We start from the raw sequence: 23,030 nt of genomic DNA, 5'->3' as shown, positions 1-23,030 counted from the left end.
GGCGAAAACATGGCACCATTGTTGGAAATAAAAGACCTGCATGTGGAATATAAAACAGGCCGCGCAACAGCCCACGCCTTAAACGGGGTCAATTTAACCATTGAACGGGGAGAGGCTTTGGGGCTGGTGGGAGAGACAGGAGCCGGAAAGACCACTATTGCCTTATCCGCCTTAAAGCTGCTTCCCCATGGAGTGGGCAATGTGACGGAAGGTTCTATTACCTTTGACGGAGCATCTGTGTTAGATATGAATAAAAGGAGTCTGGAGGAAATGCGGGGAAATAAGATATCCATGATATTCCAGAATCCTTTAAGCTCCTTAAATCCCCTTTTTACCGTGGGAGAGCAGATTTCCATGGTTTTGAGAAAACATGAGAATTTAAGCAAAAAAGAGGCGGCCAGACGGGCGGAAGAGCTGCTGGAGCTGGTGGGAATTGCCAAATACCGTCTGGAGGATTTCCCCCATCAGTTTTCAGGGGGAATGAGGCAGAGAGTGGGAATTGCTGCTGCCCTGGCCTGTAACCCGGAGCTGCTGATTGCAGATGAGCCAACCACAGCCCTTGACGTGACCATTCAGGCCCAGATTTTGGAGCTGATGAAGGAGCTGCAGAAGAAGCGTTCCAGTTCCCTTCTCATGATCACCCACAACCTGGGAATCATTGCGGAATTATGTCAGAAGGTAGCTGTTATATATGCAGGAACAATCATTGAATACGGCACCGTAAAAGAAGTATTTACAAATCCCCAGCACTGGTATACCAGAGGGCTTTTAGGGGCAATTCCCAATTTAACAGGTCCCAGGAACCGACTGGCCTTTATTCCGGGAAATGTGGCAAATGCCAACTCCCTTCCCACTGGCTGTAAATTCCATCCCCGGTGCAGTTACTGTACAGACCAGTGCAGGACAAAAATGCCGCCTCTTCAGGAATGCGGCGAAGGCCATCTGGTTGCCTGTTGGGAAAGGGAGGTGTAAAGGTGACGGAGAATCAGAATCTTCCGGTCATTGAAGTCCGGAATTTAAAAAAGCATTTTAAGGTAAAGAATAAAGGGATTCTTCATGCGGTGGATGGCATCAACTTTTCCGTAAAACCGGGAGAAACTCTGGGGCTGGTAGGGGAGTCAGGCTGCGGAAAGTCCACAGTTGGAAATGTGATCATGAGGCTTCATAAGGCCACAGAGGGAGAGGTTTTATATAAAGGAAGCAGTGTTCTGGATTCCAAGGGCAGTGAAAGCATGGAATTCCGGAAAAAGATCCAGATCATTTTCCAGGACCCTTACTCCTCTTTGAATCCGAAGAAGACCATTAACAGCATTTTAGAGGAAGCTTACCGCATTCACGGCCTATGCGAAGGAAAAGAGAGACAGGAAAAAATCGAAGAGATTATTGAGCTGTGCGGCCTGGAAAAATATGTGCTGGAGAAGTATCCTCATGAGCTGGATGGCGGAAAGCGCCAGTTGGTTGGAATTGCCAGGGCATTGTCCCTGGGACCGGAATTCATTGTCTGTGATGAGCCGGTGTCCTCTTTGGATGTGTCTATTCAGGCTACCATCATCAACCTTCTTATGGATCTGCAGAAAAAGATGAATTTATCTTTTTTGTTCATCTCCCATGATTTAAGCGTGGTAAGGCATATATCCCAGAGAGTGGCGGTCATGTATCTGGGGCAGGTCATTGAAATTGCAGATACGGATCAGATATTTGCCAATGCCCTTCATCCTTATACCATTGCCTTATTATCGGCTGTTCCAAAGCTTGATTTTGAGGAAAAGACCAAGAGAATTGTGTTAAAGGGAGATGTTCCCAGTCCCATTAATCCCGGAGAAGGATGCCGTTTTGCTCCAAGATGTTTCTTGTGCAGGGATATCTGCAAAACAGAAAAACCGGAGCTTGTGGAGGCGGAACCAGGGCACCAGGTGGCGTGTCATTTCTATAAGGAAACAAGAGAACATGCTAGAAATATGGAAGCCGGCGAAATAGAATAAACAGGAGGATATTATGGATACAAAGATCAGTGACATTCAGGTGATTTTAACAGCCCCGGAAGGAATCAACCTGGTGGTGGTAAAAGTCATTACCAATCAGCCGGGACTGTACGGACTGGGATGTGCTACCTTTGCCTACCGTCATCTGGCTGTAAAGACCTTGGTGGAAGAGTATTTGAAACCCCTTCTTATGGGAAGGGACGTGGACCGGATTGAGGATATCTGGCAGTTGATGCATCAGAACGGCTATTGGAGAAATGGTCCCATTGAAAACAATGCCATTTCCGGTGTGGATATGGCTCTATGGGATATTAAGGGAAAGATGGCGGGAATGCCGGTGTACCAGTTATTAGGCGGAAAATGCCGGGAAGGAATCCCCGTATACCGCCATGCAGACGGAAGAGATGTGGATGAGGTTTGCGACAACATCCTCAAGTTTCAGGAAATGGGAATTACCAACATCCGCTGCCAGTGCGGGGGATATGGAGGAGACAGCTACGGCACCGTTCCAAAGACAGCACCCAAAGGTGCTTTAGACGGGATCTATCTGGATTCCAGAGAGTATATCCGCAACACGGTAAAGCTGTTTGAAGGAATCCGTGGAAAAATCGGGTATGAAATGAATCTGGTTCACGATGTACACGAGAGAATCGCCCCGGTGGAGGCCATCAGACTGGCAAAAGCCCTGGAGCCCTTTGACCTTTTCTTCCTGGAGGACCCAGTGCCTATTGAGCAGCTTCCCTGGCTGGAAAATCTGAGGAATCAGACCAGCATTCCCATTGCCCAGGGCGAACTGTTTAACAATGGGGTGGAATGGAAGGACATTATTGCAAAACGTCTCATTGACTTTATAAGGGTACATATCAGCCAGATCGGAGGTATTACCCCGGCCAGAAAGCTGCAGATCTTTGCAGAGCAGTTCGGCGTGAGAACAGCCTGGCACGGGCCTGGGGACATGTCACCGGTGGCCCATGCAGCCAACATTCACATTGACCTGGCCTCTCCCAACTTTGGAGTACAGGAGTGGTCCGGAATTGAACCGCCTAATTTCGTAATTCAGGATTTGAAGGGACCTCACGGAGCTTTGTTAGAGGTATTCCCGGGATTGCCGGAATTTAAGGATGGCTACGTCTATGCCAACGACAAGCCGGGCCTGGGCGTGGATATTGACGAAAAAGAAGCTGCAAAGTACCCATGTGAAAATACGGTGACTATCTGGACCCAGACCAGAAGGCGGGATGGGGCATTGCAGACGCCGTAATCATTGAGAATGATATGATAGAATAAGGAGGAAACCAGCATGAAATCTTGTGTGATTACCAGCCCGTTTATTTATGAAATAAGGGAAATCCCCATTCCTGAGCCGGGAGATAATGAAGTATTGGTTCAGATGAAGGCAGCAGGAGTGTGCGGAAGTGACTTACATATTTATAAGGGAGAAAATCCCCTTTCCAAATATCCTCTGGTTCCGGGCCATGAAAATGCAGGAATTGTGGCAAGGGTTGGAAAAAATGTAACCAGAGTCAAGGAAGGGGATCATGTGGTGGTGGATTTGATCATCACCTGCGGCCAGTGTTATCAGTGTACCCATGGAAGGGAAGAGGTCTGCGAAAAGGTCCTTGTGAGGGGAAGCGGAACGGACGGAGGCTGGAGAGAATATTTTACAGTTCCGGAAGATGATGTATATGAGATTGATAAAAGCATTCCCTGGAAGGATGCGGCACTGATCGAGCCCATTGCCATTGGAGCCCACTGCACCAAACGGGGGCGGATACAGGCGGATGATACGGTATTTATACTTGGAACAGGAACCATCGGCACCATTATCCTTCAGGCCTGCAAGGTCATTGGGGCAAAGGTGATATGCTGTGACGTTGACGACAGTTCTCTGGAGCGGGCCAAAACCTTTGGGGCAGATTATGTGATCAACAGCAAAACAGAGGATATGATAGAGCGAATCAGCCAAATCACCGAAGGTCATGGCTGCACCGCAGCTTTTGATTCCGCCTGCTTTCCGGGAAGTCTGGCTCTGCTGCTCCAGCCTGGCATTGTATGCAATGCGGGAAGAGTCATTCCTATGGGCTTTTCAAACAAACCGGAACCTATCAGCCAGGCGGATATTAACAAACGGGAGCTGGACATCATCGGAAGCCGCATGAGCGCTTACCAGTTCCAGCCAGTGGCAAAGAATATGGCAGAGGGAAAATACCGGTTAGAAGGATTGGCGACCACCTTTGTGAAATTCAGTGAAATCCAAAAGGTATTTGAGAACATGGAAAACCCGGACCCGGCTGTAAAGAAGACGGTCATATTATTTGATTGAGGGAGGAAAAAACATGGTATCCAGTAAATTTGACGTAACGGGAAAACACTGCATCGTAACCGGAGGAGCCCAGGGCTTGTCCAGAGGCATGGCAGAGGGACTTTTGGAGGCCGGATGCAAGGTGGTTTTGGTGGATGTACAGGAAGAAAAGCTGAATCAGGTAGTGGCAGAATATAAGGAAAAGGGATATGAAGCCTATGGAGTGGCCGGAAACTTAGCTGACAGGAAAGATATTGACCGGATTTTTGATCAGACCATGAAGCTTCTGGAAGGAAAGCTTGACGTGCTCATTCCGGCTGCAGGTATCCAAAGAAGGCATCTGCCGGAGGAATTTCCTCTGGAGGAGTGGGATCTGGTGGTGGATATCAATTTAAACCACGTGTTTATCATGATCCAGAAGGCTTTGAAGTTGATGCTGTCCCAGCCTTCAGGGGGAAAGATCATTACCATTGGCTCCATGGTGACCTGGTTTGGAGGAACTACAGTTCCTGCTTATACGGCCACAAAGGGAGCGGTATCCCAGCTCACCAAAAGCTTGGCAGTGGACTGTGCAGGCCGCAATATCAACATCAACTGCATCTGTCCCGGCTATATGGATACAGAAATGTGCGCTAATATGGCCCAATCCAGAAAGGATGAATGCACTGCCAGGATTCCGGCGGGAAGATGGGGAACACCGGAGGACTTAAAAGGGCCGGTTCTGTTCCTGGCTTCTTCTGCATCAGATTACTTAAACGGTACTACCATACCTGTAGACGGAGGGTATCTGGTGAAATAGACCTGAAAACAGGATCATAAAAGAAAGTACAGGCAGCCCCAAATCCAAGGGACTGCCTGTTTTTTTGTGTATCTGGAATGTAAAACCCCAGTAAATTTATTAGGTTGAGCCGGCAGAGAAGTCATTCAGGGCAACTCCGCCGACTTAGTAGAAACATATGTATAGCAGCGCTCTGACCGCCTAGTGGGTTTCTCTATGTTTATGATATGATTATACCGGGGAAATATGAAGGAATTTTGACCAGGTTCTAAAGAAAATATGAAATCAATGAAGAAAAAATGACAAAAATTGGAATTGTAACCGTACAAATATTGCGGATACTATCCTAATAACAGTAAATTATCAATAAGAGAAACAGGGATTGATTATTCACATAAAGTATGGTATCTCTATATTTAGTTAGTTATATCTAACTAAGACAAACAATGAATGATCAGCTATAGAATATAAATAATAAAAAGCAAACCAGGATGATGGAGGTATAGACATGTCACTTGAAAGGAAATTGATTGAATATTGCGCCCCTACATTGGCATCACTGAAAACAGCAAATCTGTTCAACCATTCCTTTTCGTCAGAAGAAGAGCTGGAAAAACAGCTTGCAGAGCTGAATAGCCTGCTGGGGAAAAAGGGGATTTTTCTTCAGGTTTTATTTAAAAAGTCAAATAGGGCGCTTATCTATGTTTTCCGTAAATCCCGCCTGCAAGCAGAGTTAAACCGGCCGGCGGTAAGGCGCTTTCTCAGTAAATACGGATACGAGCATATGGATGTGGACTATGGACTGAACCGGCTCAAAGAGAGACTGGGAGAAGACGGAGCATTTCCCCACGAGATCGGCATATTTCTGGGATATCCTCTGGGTGACGTGGTGGGCTTTATTCAGAATGCAGGAAAGAACTGCAAATGCCTGGGTTGCTGGAAAGTATACTGCAATGAGTGTGAGGCGAGAAAAACCTTTGCCAGATACCAAAAATGCAGAACGATTTATTCACGGCTTTGGAAGGACGGAAGAAGTGTCATACAGCTTACGGTGGCAGCATAAAAGAAAAAACCTGATTTCAATGAAGAAATCAGGTTTTTATTTTTATGACCTATCCGGGAATCGAACCCGGGTTTCCGCCGTGAGAGGGCGGCGTCTTGACCGCTTGACCAATAGGCCTTTCTTTGTCGTCGCTGACAACTCCATTATATTATCACAGGAATAGACATTTGTCTACTTCTTTTTTCATAAAATAAAAAAATAATCTGCAGCCATAATTGTCAAAAACAGAGGTCTTATGATATACTTCTCCATAAGCAGAAGGGAGACAGTAAAATGGAGTTGAAAAAACGGGAAATCCAATACGATTATTTAAGGACCCTGGCAGCTTTTGCAATTATTATGGTTCATGCCATTCCCTCAGAAACCATAAATTCCAGGCAATGGCTGTTTTCTGCTGCCCTTATGCCGGTGCTGCTGGCCTTTGTGGGTATTTTTTTCATGCTCAGCGGCATGTTCTTTTTAAAAACAGGAACAGAGAATATCCTTTCATTTTATAAAAAACGGTTTCAGTCCATTGTCATCCCCTTTGTATGCTACAACGGAATTTATTACTGGTATTACAACATATATCTGAGCCAGGAGAAAACAGGAGTTTTTGAGCATGTATCTTTGTTTGCAAAGGAGCTCGTAACAGGAACCATACCCATGGCTCCCCACATGTGGTTTATGTACGTGATCATATCCCTGTACCTTTGTACTCCTTTTCTGTCCCGCATGGTAAATGCCATGAGTGATAATGAATTAAAGCTGTTTCTGGTTCTGATGGTGGTTGTCCAAGCCGCCTGCACCTACCTTCCCTCTTTGGGGCTGGAGGTGGGAGAGAGCTTTCAGTATGTCATATTCAAAGGATGGCTTCTTTATTTTATGCTGGGTTATGGCTGGAAGCGGCTTTATGGCGGGAGAGCCTGGCTGCCCTTTGCCATACTGGGACTTGCAGGCTTTGGAGTGACCATGTTTCAGAAAATTGTTACGCCTCATTTTACGCCGGGAATTCACGACATGGCCCCTTCCATGATGGCAATGGCCTTGTCCGTTTTTGTTTTTTTTGAAACCTTTGGAAATGTTAAAATCCCTGTCCTCGCCCGGCTTGCAGGCTTTATCAGCCGTTACAGCTACTCCATTTACCTGATTCATTATCTGGTTCTGGGACAGGCTGCCAGAGGACTGGTGGAAAAGACTGCTATCCGCCATTATTACGTGCCTAAGATTCTTTGCGAAACAATTGTCGCATTTTTGATCTCTCTGGCAATGGCCTGGATTCTTGACAGTACTGTTATAAGGGCTTTAAAATGGGTGGCAGGAGGATTTTTAGGAAAGAAAGACAGGAAAAGGAGAAACTGATATGGCAGGAAAGAACAGTTGTGAAGACTGTATTTACTATAATTATAATGAAGAATATGAATACTACCAGTGCGAGATTAATTTAGATGAAGATGAACTGATGGGATTTTTAAGCAATTCCCATTATATCTGCCCTCATTTCCGCTTTGGCAATGAATATTCAGTGGTTAAAAAGCAGATGTAGGGAAAAAAGTTCCCTCATTACCCCATAAAAAGGGAGGAGCCGGTGTTCCTCCAGAGAACACCGGCAATTATGAAAAAAATTTTTTTATCTCAAAGTATGTTGGCAACATCTTTTCTCGATGATTTAAGTATAACCGCTAAATATGAAGAGAATTTGACCAGCCTGTAACAATATTGTGACCAGAGTGTGAACATGAAAAAACCGGATTTATATGATATCAGTCACTGAAGTGGTAGCTGTCCAAAAGCTGTTTCTTCATGTGCCACAGCTCATTGGATAAATCCACGTGAACCTCATGAGGGTTTACCAGGCGGCGGGACTCATCCCAGAGAGTATTTAACTCCTTCTGACAGTAATCCCGGATATCCATAACAGCAGGAGAGGAATAAACACAGTCACCGCCCTTAAATACAGGAACCAAAAGATCCCTCATGGTGTAGGAATTAGGCGCCAGATGGGTCTTTTTCCATGTCTCAATGGGGTCAAAGAGAAGGAGGGAATTGCTTTCCCGGAAAACCTCTCCTTCCAGGCAGATCAAGTCAGCAATAATCTTTCCGGTTTCCCGGTTGTAAATCCGCTTGATGGCCTTGTTGCCCGGATTTGTGATCTTTTCCGCATTTTCAGAAAGCTTGATTTTAGGAACGAACTGGCCTGTCTTTCTATCCATAATGGCAGCCAGCTTGTAAACGCCGCCAAAGGAAGGGCAATCCTTGGAGGTGATCATGTTGGTTCCCACTCCCCAGGAGTTAATGGTCGCTCCCTGGATCTTTAAGCTGTTGATCAAAGTTTCGTCAAGGTCGTTGGAAGCGGAGATCACAGCATCTGTAAAACCTGCTTCGTCAAGCATCTTTTTGGCCTTTTTAGAAAGATAAGCCAAGTCCCCGCTATCTAAACGGATGCCGTAAAATGTGAGGGGAATGCCGGCTTCCCTCATTTCCTTAAATACCTTAATGGCATTGGGAACACCGGATTTTAAAGTATCATAAGTGTCCACCAGGAGGATGCAGGCGGTGGGATAAAGCTTTGCGTATTTGCGGAAAGCAGTCAGTTCGTCGGGGAAACTCATGATCCAGCTATGAGCATGGGTTCCTTTTATGGGAACGTTGAACATTTTTCCTGCAAGAACATTGGAGGTGCCGATGCATCCCGCAATCATGGCGGCTCTTGCGCCGTAGATTCCCGCATCAGGCCCCTGAGCCCGGCGAAGGCCGAATTCCATGACTCCGTCTCCGTCTGCCGCATAGATAACTCTGGCAGCCTTTGTGGCGATCAGGCTCTGGTGGTTGATAATATTTAACAGGGCAGTTTCAATCAACTGGGCTTCCATAACGGGGGCGATGACCTTGATGAGAGGTTCACGGGGAAAAATCACCGTTCCTTCGGGAATTGCCCAGATGTCGCCGGAAAATTTAAAGTGGAGCAGATATTCCAGAAAATCTTCTTCAAACAAGCCGGTTGACCTTAAATAGTCCACATCCTCCTGTTCAAAACGAAGTTCCTTGATGTATTCAATGACCTGCTCTAAGCCGGCGCAGATCGCATACCCGTTTCCGCCCGGATTGCTGCGGTAAAAGGCATCAAATATTACGGTCTCGTTGGCATCCTTTTCTTTGAAGTATCCTTGCATCATGGTCAATTCATAGAGGTCCGTTAATAAAGTTAAATTGCGCTGGCTCATAAATTTTCTCCTTTGCGAATCTTTTTCGCACATTATACCATAACTTTACAAAAAAACAATGGAATCGACAAAAATTTAACAATCAATTAAATGACAAAAGAAACAAATAAATTTAACAAATAGATTAAATAAACAAAATTAATATATACAATTTGAAAATTGATAATTAATTTAAAAGTTTTTTAAAAAAAGTCTTGCAAAATCTGCTCCAATCGTATATAATAAAGCCATAAACAAAAGATAATACAAAAGAAAATAAATCAACCCCATTTTCCATATTGCTCCGGAAGATGGAAGAGAAGAGGAGGCGATTCCACCGAAGACATAGGCACAGCCTGATTTGCAAAAACAGAGTTCAGGCAATAGGAAAAACCGTATTACCCAGCTTCAATTCATACCAGGTGATGAATAAATGCGAAAGCATGGATGAAACCAGGAAAGGATCTGACAATCTTATATCTGACTATGATTTGTTATAACTGCAGAGAATATTCATCGTATCAGTCACTTCAAAAAGAATTTGATTTGTACGAAATTTGATTTTTCACTGAGAGTTTCATAACACATAAAAATAATGAAAAGTGATACAGAGGAAAAGGATTAAAGATGATGGTTTGAGCGAGGGGAAGCGGCAAAAAAGTTCATATGGAGCATTCAAAGGAACCGAAATAAAAACCAGAAGAGAGAGGTATATAAGGACCAATGGATGAAAACGTGTAGAACGGGTATCGAATTTCATGAATATGAGTCGGTACCCGTCCTTTTTATGCGGAAAAACTCCCTGTGGATATACTTGCGGGTAAATATAAAAATAGCCTTGACATTTCTTTTTCCAATCCCTATAATTATAAGATATATAGGTGTTATCATCCTCATAAGTAAGAAAAACTTTGATGGAGACAGTAGTACCAAGGGGAAATCCAAAGAGAGCCGGGGATGGTGGAAGCCTGGCGAGAGTAGCCTGGATACGAATATCACTCCGGAGTTTCCGGCTGAATACAGTAGGCCAGGACGTATTTTCTGCGTTAAGGGAAAGCATATGTCGGTATGCGGTAATGGGTGGTGCAGCGAAGATAGAATTCAACCTTCGTCCTGATTACAGGATGGGGGTTTTTTTGATAAGAAGAAACGGAGGTCGCAAAAGATGTATAAGAAAGTCCCTGGAGACTTAAACTTTGTAGCGAGAGAAAAAGAAATCGAAAAGTTCTGGGAGGACCATGACATTTTCCAAAAGAGTATGGAAGAGCGTAAGGATAAGGAAACCTATACGTTTTATGACGGTCCGCCAACTGCTAACGGAAAGCCCCATATCGGCCATGTGCTGACTCGTGTTATCAAGGACATGATTCCCAGATACCGTACCATGAAGGGATACAACGTTCCCCGTAAAGCAGGCTGGGATACCCACGGACTTCCGGTGGAGCTGGAAGTGGAGAAGATGCTGGGCCTTGACGGCAAGGATCAGATCGAAGAATACGGCCTGGAGCCTTTTATTAAATATTGTAAGGAAAGCGTTTGGAAATACAAAGGCATGTGGGAGGATTTTTCAAAGACCGTAGGCTTTTGGGCTGACATGGATGATCCTTACGTGACATATGAAAATAACTTTATTGAATCCGAATGGTGGGCATTGAAACAGATCTGGGAAAAGGGCCTGTTATATAAGGGGTTCAAGATCGTTCCTTACTGCCCGCGCTGCGGAACTCCTTTATCCAGCCATGAGGTAGCTCAGGGCTATAAAGATGTAAAAGAACGTTCCGCCATCGTCCGGTTTAAGGTAAAGGGAGAGGAGGCTTATATCCTGGCATGGACCACAACTCCATGGACCCTGCCTTCTAACGTGGGATTATGTGTAAATCCTGATGAAACGTATGTAAAGGTAAAAAGCGGAGAATATACCTATTATATGGCTGAAGCTCTCTGCGAAAAGGTTCTGGGAGAAGATTACACTGTTTTAGAGAGATATACAGGAAAAGATCTGGAATACAAGGAATACGAGCCCCTGTTCGACTTTGTGAACCCGGATAAAAAGGCATTTTTCGTAACCTGTGACCATTATGTTACCTTAACCGACGGTACAGGTGTGGTTCACATTGCTCCGGCTTTTGGTGAGGACGATTCCAAGGTGGGAAGAAAATACGATCTTCCTTTTGTACAGTTAGTAAATGCAGCCGGTGAAATGACCAGTGAAACCAAGTGGGCAGGCACCTTTTGTAAGGAGGCAGATCCCAAGATCTTAAAGGATCTGGAGGAGAGAGGTCTTTTACTCTCAGCTCCTGTGTTTGAGCATAGCTATCCTCATTGCTGGAGATGCGATACTCCCCTTATCTACTATGCGAGAGAATCCTGGTTCATCAAGATGACAGCTGTCAAAGAGGATTTGATCCGCAATAACAATACCATCAACTGGATTCCGGAAAGCATTGGCAAGGGCCGCTTCGGCGACTGGCTGGAAAATGTTCAGGATTGGGGAATCAGCAGAAACCGTTACTGGGGAACTCCTCTCAATGTGTGGGAATGTGAGTGCGGACATCAGCACTCCATTGGAAGCATTGAAGAATTAAAGAAGATGTCTCCTGACTGTCCGGAGGAAATCGAGCTTCACCGTCCATATATTGACGCAGTGACCATTACCTGTGAAAAGTGCGGCAAGCAGATGAAGCGTGTTCCGGAAGTTATTGACTGCTGGTTTGATTCCGGAGCCATGCCGTTTGCACAGCATCACTATCCATTTGAAAACAAAGAATTGTTTGAACAGCAGTTCCCGGCAAACTTTATTTCAGAAGCCGTGGACCAGACAAGAGGCTGGTTTTATTCTCTTCTTGCCATTTCCACTTTGATTTTTAACAAGGCTCCTTATAAAAATGTTATTGTTCTGGGACATGTCCAGGATGAGAACGGACAGAAGATGAGCAAATCCAAGGGAAATGCCGTCGATCCGTTTGAGGCTCTGGAGACCTACGGCGCAGATGCCATCCGCTGGTATTTTTACGTAAACAGCGCGCCATGGCTGCCTAACCGTTTCCATGGAAAGGCTGTTATGGAAGGCCAGCGCAAATTTATGGGTACCTTGTGGAATACCTATGCATTCTTTGTGCTTTACGGGAATATTGATAATTTTGACCCTACAAAATATACGTTGGAATATGAAAAGCTTCCTGTTATGGATAAATGGCTGTTATCCAGGCTTAACACTCTGGTGGAAGATGTGGATTCCTGCCTGGACGGATACCAGATTCCTGAGGCAGCCAGAGCTCTCCAGTCCTTTGTGGACGATATGAGCAACTGGTATGTGCGCAGAAGCCGGGAACGTTTCTGGGCAAAGGGCATGGAGCAGGATAAGATCAACGCTTACATGACCTTATATACAGCTCTTGTAACAGTAAGCAAGCTGGCCGCTCCTTTGATTCCATTTATGAGCGAGCAGATTTATCAGAATCTGGTTTGCAGCGTGGATCAGAGCGCTCCGGAAAGCGTTCATTTATGTGACTACCCGGCTGCAGATAAAGGCTGCATCGACAAGAAGCTGGAAGAAAACATGGATGAGGTTTTAAAAATCGTTGTTATGGGCCGTGCCGCCAGAAATACAGCCAACATCAAAAACCGCCAGCCAATCGGCCGGATGTTTGTAAAGGCACCCCACACTCTGCCAGTATTCTATCAGGAGATCATCGAAGAAGAACTGAATGTAAAAGAAGTCCTCTTTACCGATGATGTGAGGGATTTCACTTCCTACAGCTTTAAGCCTCAGTTAAAGACAGTGGGGCCAAAGTACGGAAAACAGCTTGGCAATATCAAAAAAGCACTTGGAGAGATCGACGGAAATCAGGCTATGGACACCTTAAATGAAACAGGAGCCCTTACCTTTGAATTTGACGGCACCCAGGTTGTGCTTACAAAAGACGACCTTCTCATTGACACCGCTCAGACGGAAGGCTATGTATCTGAGGGAGATAATTTTGTTACCGTTGTGCTGGATACCAATTTAACACCGGAGCTGATCACAGAAGGCTTTGTCCGTGAATTGATCAGTAAGATACAGACCATGCGTAAGGAAGCCGGTTTTGAGGTGATGGATCACATCCTGGTATACAGTGAAGGAAATGAAGCAATTGCCGGAATCCTGCAGGCTCACCAGGAAGAAATAAAGGGAGAAGTTCTTGCAGAGGACATCATCCTTGGCAGAACTGCCGGATATGTAAAGGAATGGAATATCAACGGCGAAGATGTAACATTAGGTGTGGAGAAGTCTTAGTAAACAATTAGGAGGAAATGCAGTATGAAAATGGGATTTGATAAGGAATCGTTTAAAAAGAGCGTCATTCTTAACGTGAAGAATATTTACCGTAAGACCGTGGAAGAAGCCACTATGGAACAGATGTACCAGGCCGTTGCCTATGCGGTGAAGGATGTGATCATTGACGAATGGATTGCCACCCACAAGGAATACGAGAAAAAGGATGTAAAAACCCTGTATTACCTGTCCATGGAATTCCTCATGGGCCGTGCTCTCGGCAACAACATCATCAGCTTTATGGCAAAGGATGAGGTAAAAGAAGTTCTCTGTGAGCTGGGCTTTGAATTAAACGCCATTGAAGACCAGGAGCCGGACCCGGCTCTTGGAAACGGCGGTCTGGGCCGTCTGGCAGCCTGCTTTTTGGATTCCTTATCCACTCTGGGATATCCTGCTTACGGCTGCGGTATCCGCTACCGCTACGGCATGTTCAAGCAGAGAATCAAGGATGGCTTCCAGAATGAGGTTCCCGATAACTGGCTGAAAAATGGCTACCCCTTTGAAATCCGCCGTGCGGAATATGCCACAGAAGTAAAATTCGGCGGCTTCGTCAAAACCGTATGGGAAAACGGAAAAGAGCGGTTTGTCCAGGAAAATTACCAGTCCGTACGCGCGGTTCCTTATGATATGCCCATCGTAGGCTACGGCAACAATGTGGTTAATACCCTGCGTATCTGGGATGCAGAAGCCATCAACACCTTCAGCCTGGATTCCTTTGACCGGGGTGACTATCAGAAGGCGGTGGAGCAGGAAAACCTGGCAAAGACCATTGTGGAGGTTCTTTATCCAAATGATAACCATTACGCAGGAAAAGAACTGCGCTTAAAACAGCAGTACTTCTTCATTTCCGCCAGTGTTCAGAGAGCGGTTATGAAGTACATGGAAAAACACGACGACATACATAAGTTCTATGAGAAGACCGTCTTCCAGTTGAATGACACCCATCCAACTGTAGCGGTTCCGGAGCTTATGAGAATCCTTTTAGATGACTTTAATTTAAGCTGGGATGAGGCATGGGAGATTACTACCAAAACCTGCGCTTACACCAACCACACCATCATGTCCGAAGCCCTGGAAAAATGGCCTATTGAGCTGTTCTCCAGACTGCTTCCCAGAATTTACCAGATCGTAGAGGAGATTAACCGCCGCTTTCAGCAGAAGATTTCCCAGATGTATCCGGGAGATCAGAATAAGCTGAGCAAGATGTCCATTGTTTACAACGGTCAGGTCCGCATGGCAAATCTGGCTATTGTGGGCGGATTTTCCGTAAACGGTGTTGCAAGGCTTCATACGGAGATTTTAAAGAATCAGGAATTAAAGGACTTTTACCAGATGATGCCGGAGAAATTCAACAATAAGACCAACGGCATCACTCAGAGACGGTTCCTGCTTCACGGCAACCCCCTTCTGGCTGACTGGGTCACTGCCAAAATCGGCGATGACTGGATTACAGACCTTTCCCACATCCGCCGGCTGGAGGTTTATGCAGATGATCCTAAATGCCAGCAGCAATTCATGGATATCAAGTACCAGAACAAGGTGCGTCTGGCGAAATATATCAAAGAGCATAACGGCATTGAGATAGATCCCAGATCCATATTCGATGTTCAGGTGAAGCGCCTCCACGAATACAAGCGCCAGCTGATGAACATCCTTCATGTAATGCATTTATACAACCAGTTAAAGGATAACCCCAACCTGGATATGGTTCCCAGAACCTTTATCTTCGGAGCCAAAGCGGCGGCAGGCTATAAGAGGGCGAAGCTGACCATCAAGCTGATCAATGCGGTGGCTGAAGTGGTCAATAATGACAGAAGCATCAGCGGCAAGCTGAAGGTAGTTTTCATTGAGGATTACAAGGTATCCAACGCAGAAATCATCTTTGCGGCAGCCGACGTCAGCGAGCAGATCTCCACAGCCAGCAAGGAGGCTTCCGGAACCGGAAACATGAAATTCATGTTAAACGGTGCCCTGACCATTGGAACCATGGATGGTGCCAATGTGGAAATCGTGGAGGAAGTGGGAGCAGAGAATGCCTTTATTTTCGGCCTTTCTTCTGACGATGTAATCCGCTACGAAACCCAGGGCGGATATGTGCCCATGGAAATCTTCAACAACGACTACGAAGTCCGAAGAGTGCTGATGCAGCTCATTAACGGCTACTATTCTCCTCAGGACCCGGAACTGTTCCGTGATATTTACAATTCTCTGTTAAATACCCAGAGCAGCGACAGAGCGGATATGTACTTTATTTTAAAGGATCTTCCTTCTTATGCGGAAGCACAGAAACGGATTGATAAGGCATACCGTGATGAAGCATGGTGGGCAAAGGCAGCCATGTTAAATGTGGCTAAGAGCGGCAAGTTCACCTCTGACCGTACCATCGAAGAGTATGTAAGGGATATCTGGCATCTGGAAAAAGTAAAGGTAGAGCTGGATTAAACGTTGTTTTTACCATCTTAAAACTGTATAAAGCGCTCCGGAGTGATTCCGGGGCGTTTTTTTGCATATATTGAAATACCTGCAAACATGCCCTTGTATTTTAAGTTTGTATTTTGGGTGATGGACAGGAATGTAAAGCGGTGAGGTGGAAAAAATAGTGAAAAAAATAATCATGGCCTGTATCCTGAGCCTGTTACTTCCATATATAGTGACTCTTGCATGGACCGGAAAGATCGAGGAGCAGAAAAAAGCTCCCGTCATCACCAGCGGAAAGAGAATCCTTTTAGACCGGAAAGGCGGACAGTCCTACATGGATGCAGAGGAATATCTGCCGGGAGTGGTGGCGAGACAGATGCCGGCTGACTACGGGAAAGAGGCGCTGAGAGCCCAGGCCATCATTGCCAGAACATATCTTTATAAAAAGATGGACGGACAGACAGAAATAAAGGAGTCAGAGCTACATATGGAGTATCTGGAAGAGAGTGAGATGAAAAAGCAGTGGGGAAGCGAGTCATTTGTGACCAGCTATCAGGCAGTGGAGGAAGCGGTCCGGTCTACGGCTAAGACTGTTATGATGTATGACGGAAAGCTGGCAGACCCACTGTTTCACAGGGCCAGTACAGGAAGGACCAGGGCAGGTGATGAAAACCACCCTTATCTGCAGCCTGTTGACAGCGGCCGTGACGTGGAAGCAGAAGGCTTTCTGACTGTAGCTGTTTTCACCAGAGAGGAATTTGCAGAAAAAATCAATCGGATTTCGGGAGAGGTTCCAATAAAGGCGGATCAGGTCCCGGAAAGCATTCAGATCATTTCCAGAGACGAAGGCGGATACGTGGAGCAAATCCAGATCGGAACCAGAACTTTCACCGGAGAAGAGGTCCAGTATGCATTAGGTCTTTCTTCACCGGCTTACGGATTCGAGGAATATGAGGGAAATATCAGGGCGGTGACCCAGGGAATTGGCCATGGATTCGGCATGAGCCAGTACGGAGCCAGGTGCAAGGCAGAGGAAGGCTGGACGGCAGAAAAAATTCTCCCTTATTTTTATAAAAATATTGTTTTAATTTCTGAATAACTCTTTCACTCTTGGTAAGAATATTATCGAGGTGATAAACGTGAAAGATAAAGTAAGTCAATTGTTCAAGGATAAAGTATTCCTTGTCCTATTGGTTCTAGGCCTGCTGACTATAGTAGCTGCGGCAGGTGTCATTACCGTACAAAGAGGAAATGGGGCCGGAGAAAGTCCATATCTGCAAGTGCCGGATCAAAGCGGCATGATTGTGGAAGAAACAGCGCCCCAGAAAACACAGGGAGCTGTCGCAGGAAATTCCAACGCAGCAAAGAATTTGGAAGAGGAAATGCAGGTGGCAGATTCCCCTAAAGCCACTGCAAAGCAGGAAGACCAGACCCAGGCTGTAAAAGCCGGCACCGGCAAAAACGCCGCCCAGTCTCTGACACTGAATTTCAGTGATGCATCCAGGATGACCTGGCCGGTACGGGGAAATGTGATTTTAGACTACAACATGGAGTCCACTATTTACTTCCCAACCCTGGATCAGTACAAATGCAATCCGGGAATTGTCATTCAGCAAGACGTCAGTACTCCTGTTGTTGCTCCTGCCAATGCAAAGGTAGAAAAAATCAGTTCCAATGAAGAAATCGGAGACTATGTTATCTTAAACATGGGAAACGAGTACAAAGTCATCTGCGGCCAGTTAAAGGAACTGCAGGTAGTGGAAAATGAGTATATCAAAGAAGGACAGGTGCTGGGCTACGTTGCAGAGCCTACCAAGTATTATTCCGTGGAAGGTGCCAATGTATTCTTTGAACTGACCCACAAAGACAAAGCCATTGATCCTCTGGATTACATGGAGTAAAGAAAACTGAAACTCTTGAAAAATGTTATAAAAAAATAATAATTTGTTCATAAGCGATTAAGACTCATCTGCTATACTTAACCCAATAACCAACGGGGAGTGCAGCTATGAACATACTGTTTTTTTTAACACCTAAGAGTGAAGTGGCTTATATTTTTGAAGATGAAACCCTGCGCCAGGCGCTGGAGAAGATGGAATACCATAAGTACGCCGCAGTGCCTGTCATCAGCAGACGGGGAAAATATGTGGGTACCATTACAGAAGGGGACATGCTCTGGGGAATCAAGAACAAGTTCAGCTTAAGCTTAAAGGAAGCGGAACGAGTGACGATTCAGGCTATTGACAGAAGGTCGGATAACCATCCCGTATATGCGGATTCAAAGATGGAAGACTTAATCGGCAAGGCCTTGAACCAGAATTTTGTTCCCGTAGTGGATGACCAGAAAAATTTTATCGGAATCATCACCCGGAAGGATATTATCCGTTATTTTTATGAAAAATCCCGGGATGTAGACCGGTAGATCAAAAAATGCGCTTTGAAACGGCTTATGAGCCGGACAGAGCGCATTTTTTATGCCCTTTTCCAGCTTTGCTGGGTTCCTCCTTTTTGGCTCAGGGAATAAAAGACAGGGTTCTGAGGCATAATTTCCTTTATGAAGATCAAGCAATGGAATCAGAAGGAAGGCTTTGAGCAAAATACGAGGTGAGAAAATGAAATCAATTTGGACGGAAACAGCCTCCATCCCCCGGAGGAACCCTCTTCCGGGAAACAAGAGGACTCAGGTTTTAGTCATAGGAGCAGGGATGGCAGGAATATTGACGGCCTATTACTTACAGAGACAGGGATTTCATGTGGTGGTTCTGGAAGCAGACCGGATAGGAAGCGGCCAGACCGGATTTACCACGGCAAAAATCACATCCCAGCATAACATGATCTACAAAAAAATGGAAAAGATCATGGGAAAGGAAACGGCAAGGCTGTACGGCAAGGCGAACCAGCTTGCGGTAGAAGAGTACGGAAAGCTGATCAGGGCTCACTCCATCCAGTGCCATTATGAGACAAAGGATGCTTATCTGTACTCGGTCAAAGAATCAGCAGTCCTTCTTCGGGAAGCGGAGTGCGCTATGGGCCTGGGACTTCCTGCCTCTTTTGAGGGAGAGCTGGATTTGCCCTTCCAGGTTCACGGAGCTGTGAAGTTTTCCGGGCAGGCCCAGTTTCATCCTCTGGAATTCTTAAGGGACATATCTGCCGGACTTACGGTATTTGAGCGGACAAGAGTCATTAAGGTCAATGGTCATGAGGTGGTGACGGACCGGGGAGTGGTAAAGGCAGATAAAGTGGTATTTGCCACTCACTATCCTTTTGTCAATGTTCCGGGATTTTATTTTGCAAAAATGTATCAGGAAAAGAGCTATGTGCTGGAGTTGGGGGATGTAAAGCCTCTTCAAGGCATGTATCTGGGAATTGATTCCAAAGCATATTCCTTCCGCAGTGCCGGGAATAAGCTGCTGATAGGATATGGAAGTCACAGAACCGGAAAGCTTCCTGAGGAAAATCCTTTTTCAGTGATGAAACGGCTGGGAGAGCATTTGTTTCCGGGAGCAAAGGAAGGCGGGCGTTGGACGGCCCAGGACTGCATGACCCTGGACGGAATTCCATATATCGGAAAGTTTTCCGGGAGCAGGCCCGACTGGTTTGTTGCCACCGGATTTGGGAAATGGGGGATGAGTTCTTCCATGGTGGCTGCAAAGCTTTTAAGCGCCCAGATTGCAGGAAAAAGGACACCTTATGACCGTGTATTTTCTCCCCAAAGACATCATCCGGCTGCTTCCGCCAAAAGGATGGTATTTCATGGAATGGAATCTGTAAAGGGTCTTTCTTCCGGAGCTTTGCCAGGGGCTGTAAACTGTCCCCACCTGGGCTGCCGCCTTGTCTGGAACCGATATGACAAGCGGTGGGAGTGTCCCTGCCACGGTTCTTCCTTTGAATTTAATGGGAAAATTTCATCTGGCCCTGCACAACAGAGTATTCCATTCATAGATTGATATTAGAAACTTTCAAATAATGAAAGGAGTCATACATTCTATGGATTGTTACACGAAACAAAGCTTTCCGGAAGCCTTTTCAGGCGTGGGCGAAGGCCATTGGGGTCCTGACATGGAGTTTGATATGTCCATGGTCCCTGGAACGGTGATCCGTCCTGATATGCCTCTGGGCTCCGGTCCGGCCAGGACTTCCGATACGCCTGTTGACCAGATGTCAATGGGAAATACACAAATTCCTACCGGTCCCTGTCCCTGGATCCATCCAATGGAAACAGTGATACCAGAGGAAGAGGTCTGTCTGGAAGAACCAGAGGAGGTATCATCAGCCCAGTGTCCGCCAAGGTATGATAAATGCTGCCCGACAAAATGTCCGTCAGCTCAGAAAGAGGCAAAGCAGGTGTACTGCCCGCCCATGCCGGAAAAGATCTGCCCTGCAAAGTGTCCTGCCATGCCGAAGGAAATAAAGCAGGTGTACTGCCCTCCAATGCCGGAAAAGATCTGTCCCGCAAAGTGCCCGCCCATGCCGGAGAAGATCAGCCCCGCAAAGTGTCCGCCAATGCCGGAAAAGATTTGTCCCGCAAAGTGTCCTGCCATGCCAAAAGAAATAAAGCCGGTGCAGTGTCCGCCAATGCCGGAAAAAATCTGCCCGGCAAAGTGTCCACCAATGCCGGAAAGAATCTGTCCCGCAAAGTGTCCTTCCATGCCGAAGGAAATAAAGCCGGTACAGTGTCCCATGCCTGAAAAAGTCTGCCCGGCAATGCCGTGTCCTTCCGGGAATAAGTGGGAGGCTCCCATGGCGTGTCCGGACTCTTATGTAAGGCCGGCCCGGAGAAAGAGGCCGGAAATGCCCATATGCAATCCCCCGGCTATGCCGTATGAAAACATTGACCAATTTCCAGTGGGTATGGCCTATGTGCCATGGCAGCAGTGGCAGCAGGTTTATTCTGTTGAAACAGCTATAAACAGAGGAACCATTTTCCCGGATCTGGATAAACCGTTTATAATGGGGGGGTGCCGGAGATGACAGGAACTAATATTGATTGCAATACATTGTTACAGCAGGTATATGAAGCCAGCTTTGCCATGGATGATGTGGTTTTATACCTTGATACCCATCCCGGTGACCAGGAAGCCTTAAACTATTACTATTATGTGGCAGGTATGAGGCAGCAGGCCGTTTTGGCCTATGAGGCTCAGTGCGGGCCGTTAATGGTTGAAGGAGTTATGGATCCAAATTACTGGACCTGGATTAATGATCCATGGCCATGGGAAGGAGTGTGCGGCTGATGTGGAGATATGAAAAGAGATTGCAGTATCCGGTAAATATTAAAACTCCCAATCCCAAAATGGCTATGTTTATCATGAGTCAGTACGGAGGCCCAGACTGTAAAAACTCATGATAGGTAGTAATAAAAAGAAAAATGGCTGGATTTCCGGTCAAATACGATCTTTTTTATGACCGCCCGCAGTGCATTTCCCTTTGTCTCGTAGTCAACATCCGGGTCGGAAATCATTTCATATACCGCCGAAATCCGGCGGAGAAGTTCTGCTTTGCCGGGAACGGCTTCCGGCTTGCAGGCAGCCTTTTCACGGATTTGGGCAAAGCAGGCTTCCAGCTCCTCACGTTCTGCCTTCAGACGAAGTTTATTTTGTTTGTATTCCTCCAAAGTGTCTATTTGGTTTTCATAGGCTTCCCGGATGCGAAGCTCCTTGGTTTCCATGCGGGCCATGGCTTCCTGAAAGGCGGTTTCTTCTCCTTTGATAACGTGATCGGCTTTACGAATGTATTCATATTCTATATCTTTGGTTGAAATGACTTTTTGCAGGGAGTCAAGCACTGCTTTTTCTGCAATGCGGGCAGACACGCTGCAGGAACCGGGGTGTATGCCTTTGGCATATTTCCAGCATTGAAAGGAGTCAGGACGTTTTTTAAGATCATTGGAGCGGTTAAAGCCCAGACTGCCTCCGCAGGTACTGCACTTTAAAAGGCCGGAAAGCCAGTGGGCAGTGGAAGAAACCTCTCTTCGGCTTAGGGGTCTGTATTCAGATTCAATCCTTTTCTGGACATCATGAAAAATATTGCTTATTGATGGACGGGTTTCATGAGTTCCCTGGAAGGTAATTCCATTCCAATTTACCTCTCCTATGTAAAAACGGTTGGTGAGAATCCGGTAGATTGCCCGGCGGTCAAAGAGATTGCCCCGGCGGCTGCGGAAACCGCATCGATTCGCTTCCCTTGCAATGGCGTTCATGTCCTTGCCGGAATGGTATGCCTGGAAGATGTATTCCACAACAGGGTAATTCTTTTCATCTATTATAAAAGGGTTACCTTTTCCTGTGGCCGAGTAGCCCAGGCAGGGGGTGGCTTGATAGCCGGAACGCAGAGCTTTTTCCGTCATACCGCGAAGAACCTCCCCGGAAAGATTAATGGAGTAGTATTCATCAAACCATTCGATGATGGTCTCTATGAGTCTGCCGAACATGCCTTCCATAATAGGCTCTGATACACTTTTAATTTCTACACCGCATTTTTTCCGGAGGATACCTTTATAAAATGTGCTTTCTTCCTGATTGCGGGCAAACCGGGAAAATTTCCATAGATAAAGACGGCTAAAAGGAGCCGGTTTCCGGGATTTTGCAATGGCAATCATGCGCTGGAATTCGGGCCGGTTTTCAGCCTTTCGCCCGGAGATTCCCTTTTTTTCAATAAAGATAAATTCTTTGGGGATTATAAAGCCGTCAGCTTTGGCAGAATCTATGATGACGCGGGCCTGAGCATCAGGGGATAGTTCGGTCTGGTCATCAGTACTTACACGAATATATGCGGCACCGATCTCCAGAGAGGGTGATGGGGGTAAGGGTTTCATTATATCATCTCCTGTGTGAATATATGATTTTTAGGTATAAAAAATACACCCCCTGCCGGGATGCTTTGGAAATGATAAAATTCTTGCTATCCAATTATCCAGCGGAGCAAAAGCGGTATCCATGCAAGGCTTATGGGAAAAGGACAGAAACAAGTACAAACGGTGGCGCATACAAT

General features: G+C 46.1%; 18 protein-coding genes, 1 tRNA gene and 1 pseudogene. 17 read left to right on the top strand and 3 right to left on the bottom strand.

The window, feature by feature from the left end:
* Positions 1 to 9: 9 nt before the first annotated feature.
* The 6 genes from V7M78_RS13410 to V7M78_RS13385 all read left to right on the top strand — a co-directional run bounded on the left by V7M78_RS13410 (position 10) and on the right by V7M78_RS13385 (position 6,125).
* Positions 10 to 972 (top strand): ABC transporter ATP-binding protein, encoded by a 963-nt coding sequence (locus tag V7M78_RS13410; protein WP_333650342.1) that lies wholly within the window; start codon positions 10 to 12, stop codon positions 970 to 972.
* A gap of 2 nt (positions 973 to 974) precedes the next feature.
* Positions 975 to 1,982: an ABC transporter ATP-binding protein gene (locus V7M78_RS13405; protein ID WP_333650340.1), complete on the top strand. Its 1,008-nt coding sequence runs from the start codon at positions 975 to 977 to the stop codon at positions 1,980 to 1,982.
* A 13-nt stretch (positions 1,983 to 1,995) separates the two neighbouring features.
* Complete coding sequence (locus V7M78_RS13400; RefSeq protein ID WP_333650338.1) at positions 1,996 to 3,243, top strand: enolase C-terminal domain-like protein; 1,248 nt, start codon at positions 1,996 to 1,998, stop codon at positions 3,241 to 3,243.
* A gap of 39 nt (positions 3,244 to 3,282) precedes the next feature.
* Positions 3,283 to 4,305, top strand: coding sequence for an alcohol dehydrogenase catalytic domain-containing protein (locus tag V7M78_RS13395; RefSeq protein WP_333650336.1), 1,023 nt, complete (start codon positions 3,283 to 3,285; stop codon positions 4,303 to 4,305).
* 13 nt (positions 4,306 to 4,318) lie between these two features.
* Entirely contained in the window at positions 4,319 to 5,083 is a 765-nt protein-coding gene (locus V7M78_RS13390; protein WP_333650334.1) for an SDR family NAD(P)-dependent oxidoreductase, read from the top strand.
* Positions 5,084 to 5,570: 487 nt separating this feature from the next.
* Positions 5,571 to 6,125: a DUF3793 family protein gene (locus V7M78_RS13385; RefSeq protein ID WP_333650332.1), complete on the top strand. Its 555-nt coding sequence runs from the start codon at positions 5,571 to 5,573 to the stop codon at positions 6,123 to 6,125.
* 45 nt (positions 6,126 to 6,170) lie between these two features.
* Here V7M78_RS13385 and V7M78_RS13380 read toward each other — a convergent pair.
* Positions 6,171 to 6,242 (bottom strand) — tRNA-Glu (locus V7M78_RS13380).
* Between the two features lie 156 nt (positions 6,243 to 6,398).
* On the opposite strand from V7M78_RS13380, the gene V7M78_RS13375 reads away from it, so the two are divergent.
* Positions 6,399 to 7,466, top strand: a complete 1,068-nt coding sequence (locus tag V7M78_RS13375) for an acyltransferase (protein ID WP_333650330.1) — start codon at positions 6,399 to 6,401, stop codon at positions 7,464 to 7,466.
* A gap of 1 nt (position 7,467) precedes the next feature.
* Positions 7,468 to 7,650: a DUF6472 family protein gene (locus tag V7M78_RS13370; protein ID WP_333650328.1), complete on the top strand. Its 183-nt coding sequence runs from the start codon at positions 7,468 to 7,470 to the stop codon at positions 7,648 to 7,650.
* Between the two features lie 217 nt (positions 7,651 to 7,867).
* On the opposite strand, the gene V7M78_RS13365 is transcribed toward V7M78_RS13370, so the two are convergent.
* Positions 7,868 to 9,328, bottom strand: coding sequence for a nicotinate phosphoribosyltransferase (locus V7M78_RS13365; RefSeq protein WP_333650326.1), 1,461 nt, complete (start codon positions 9,326 to 9,328; stop codon positions 7,868 to 7,870).
* 1,144 nt (positions 9,329 to 10,472) lie between these two features.
* On the opposite strand from V7M78_RS13365, the gene ileS reads away from it, so the two are divergent.
* The 9 genes and pseudogenes from ileS to V7M78_RS13320 form a co-directional block, all read left to right on the top strand.
* Positions 10,473 to 13,583 carry an isoleucine--tRNA ligase gene (ileS, locus tag V7M78_RS13360; RefSeq protein ID WP_333650324.1) on the top strand — a complete coding sequence of 1,037 codons (3,111 nt, stop codon included), beginning with the start codon at positions 10,473 to 10,475 and terminating at the stop codon, positions 13,581 to 13,583.
* Between the two features lie 24 nt (positions 13,584 to 13,607).
* Positions 13,608 to 16,064, top strand: coding sequence for a glycogen/starch/alpha-glucan phosphorylase (locus V7M78_RS13355; protein WP_333650322.1), 2,457 nt, complete (start codon positions 13,608 to 13,610; stop codon positions 16,062 to 16,064).
* Positions 16,065 to 16,218: 154 nt separating this feature from the next.
* Positions 16,219 to 17,139, top strand: coding sequence for a SpoIID/LytB domain-containing protein (locus V7M78_RS13350; RefSeq protein WP_442914657.1), 921 nt, complete (start codon positions 16,219 to 16,221; stop codon positions 17,137 to 17,139).
* Between the two features lie 40 nt (positions 17,140 to 17,179).
* Positions 17,180 to 17,941, top strand: coding sequence for a M23 family metallopeptidase (locus V7M78_RS13345; protein ID WP_333650318.1), 762 nt, complete (start codon positions 17,180 to 17,182; stop codon positions 17,939 to 17,941).
* 107 nt (positions 17,942 to 18,048) lie between these two features.
* On the top strand, positions 18,049 to 18,462 hold the full coding sequence (locus tag V7M78_RS13340) for a CBS domain-containing protein (protein WP_333650316.1): 414 nt from the start codon (positions 18,049 to 18,051) through the stop codon (positions 18,460 to 18,462).
* A 190-nt stretch (positions 18,463 to 18,652) separates the two neighbouring features.
* Positions 18,653 to 19,987 carry an FAD-dependent oxidoreductase gene (locus V7M78_RS13335; RefSeq protein ID WP_333650314.1) on the top strand — a complete coding sequence of 445 codons (1,335 nt, stop codon included), beginning with the start codon at positions 18,653 to 18,655 and terminating at the stop codon, positions 19,985 to 19,987.
* A 40-nt stretch (positions 19,988 to 20,027) separates the two neighbouring features.
* Positions 20,028 to 21,011 (top strand): spore coat associated protein CotJA, encoded by a 984-nt coding sequence (locus V7M78_RS13330; protein WP_333650312.1) that lies wholly within the window; start codon positions 20,028 to 20,030, stop codon positions 21,009 to 21,011.
* Positions 21,008 to 21,274, top strand: coding sequence for a spore coat protein CotJB (locus V7M78_RS13325; RefSeq protein WP_333650310.1), 267 nt, complete (start codon positions 21,008 to 21,010; stop codon positions 21,272 to 21,274). Before V7M78_RS13330 ends, V7M78_RS13325 begins: the two co-directional genes overlap by 4 nt.
* Positions 21,274 to 21,372: pseudogene (locus V7M78_RS13320) on the top strand (manganese catalase family protein); the annotation flags it as partial. The gene V7M78_RS13325 and the pseudogene V7M78_RS13320, both read left to right, overlap by 1 nt.
* Positions 21,373 to 21,381: 9 nt before the next feature.
* Here the strand turns inward: V7M78_RS13320 and V7M78_RS13315 are convergent.
* On the bottom strand, positions 21,382 to 22,854 hold the full coding sequence (locus tag V7M78_RS13315) for a recombinase family protein (RefSeq protein WP_333650308.1): 1,473 nt from the start codon (positions 22,852 to 22,854) through the stop codon (positions 21,382 to 21,384).
* Between the last annotated feature and the right edge of the window lie 176 nt (positions 22,855 to 23,030).

The sequence above is a fragment of the Lacrimispora sp. genome, assembly GCF_036758025.1.
Taxonomy (GTDB): domain Bacteria; phylum Bacillota; class Clostridia; order Lachnospirales; family Lachnospiraceae; genus Lacrimispora.
This window is presented reverse-complemented; position numbering and strand designations above follow the sequence as displayed.

Excerpts from the sequence above, each read along its gene's own strand:
- V7M78_RS13410 (WP_333650342.1), top strand. The coding sequence starts at position 10 with ATGGCACCATTGTTGGAAATAAAAGACCTGCATGTGGAATATAAAACA.
- ileS (WP_333650324.1), top strand. The coding sequence starts at position 10,473 with ATGTATAAGAAAGTCCCTGGAGACTTAAACTTTGTAGCGAGAGAAAAA.
- V7M78_RS13355 (WP_333650322.1), top strand. The coding sequence starts at position 13,608 with ATGAAAATGGGATTTGATAAGGAATCGTTTAAAAAGAGCGTCATTCTT.
- V7M78_RS13325 (WP_333650310.1), top strand. The coding sequence starts at position 21,008 with ATGACAGGAACTAATATTGATTGCAATACATTGTTACAGCAGGTATAT.
- V7M78_RS13375 (WP_333650330.1), top strand. The coding sequence starts at position 6,399 with ATGGAGTTGAAAAAACGGGAAATCCAATACGATTATTTAAGGACCCTG.
- V7M78_RS13390 (WP_333650334.1), top strand. The coding sequence starts at position 4,319 with ATGGTATCCAGTAAATTTGACGTAACGGGAAAACACTGCATCGTAACC.
- V7M78_RS13400 (WP_333650338.1), top strand. The coding sequence starts at position 1,996 with ATGGATACAAAGATCAGTGACATTCAGGTGATTTTAACAGCCCCGGAA.
- V7M78_RS13330 (WP_333650312.1), top strand. The coding sequence starts at position 20,028 with ATGGATTGTTACACGAAACAAAGCTTTCCGGAAGCCTTTTCAGGCGTG.
- V7M78_RS13315 (WP_333650308.1), bottom strand. The coding sequence starts at position 22,854 with ATGAAACCCTTACCCCCATCACCCTCTCTGGAGATCGGTGCCGCATAT.
- V7M78_RS13335 (WP_333650314.1), top strand. The coding sequence starts at position 18,653 with ATGAAATCAATTTGGACGGAAACAGCCTCCATCCCCCGGAGGAACCCT.
- V7M78_RS13385 (WP_333650332.1), top strand. The coding sequence starts at position 5,571 with ATGTCACTTGAAAGGAAATTGATTGAATATTGCGCCCCTACATTGGCA.
- V7M78_RS13395 (WP_333650336.1), top strand. The coding sequence starts at position 3,283 with ATGAAATCTTGTGTGATTACCAGCCCGTTTATTTATGAAATAAGGGAA.
- V7M78_RS13340 (WP_333650316.1), top strand. The coding sequence starts at position 18,049 with ATGAACATACTGTTTTTTTTAACACCTAAGAGTGAAGTGGCTTATATT.
- V7M78_RS13370 (WP_333650328.1), top strand. The coding sequence starts at position 7,468 with ATGGCAGGAAAGAACAGTTGTGAAGACTGTATTTACTATAATTATAAT.
- V7M78_RS13365 (WP_333650326.1), bottom strand. The coding sequence starts at position 9,328 with ATGAGCCAGCGCAATTTAACTTTATTAACGGACCTCTATGAATTGACC.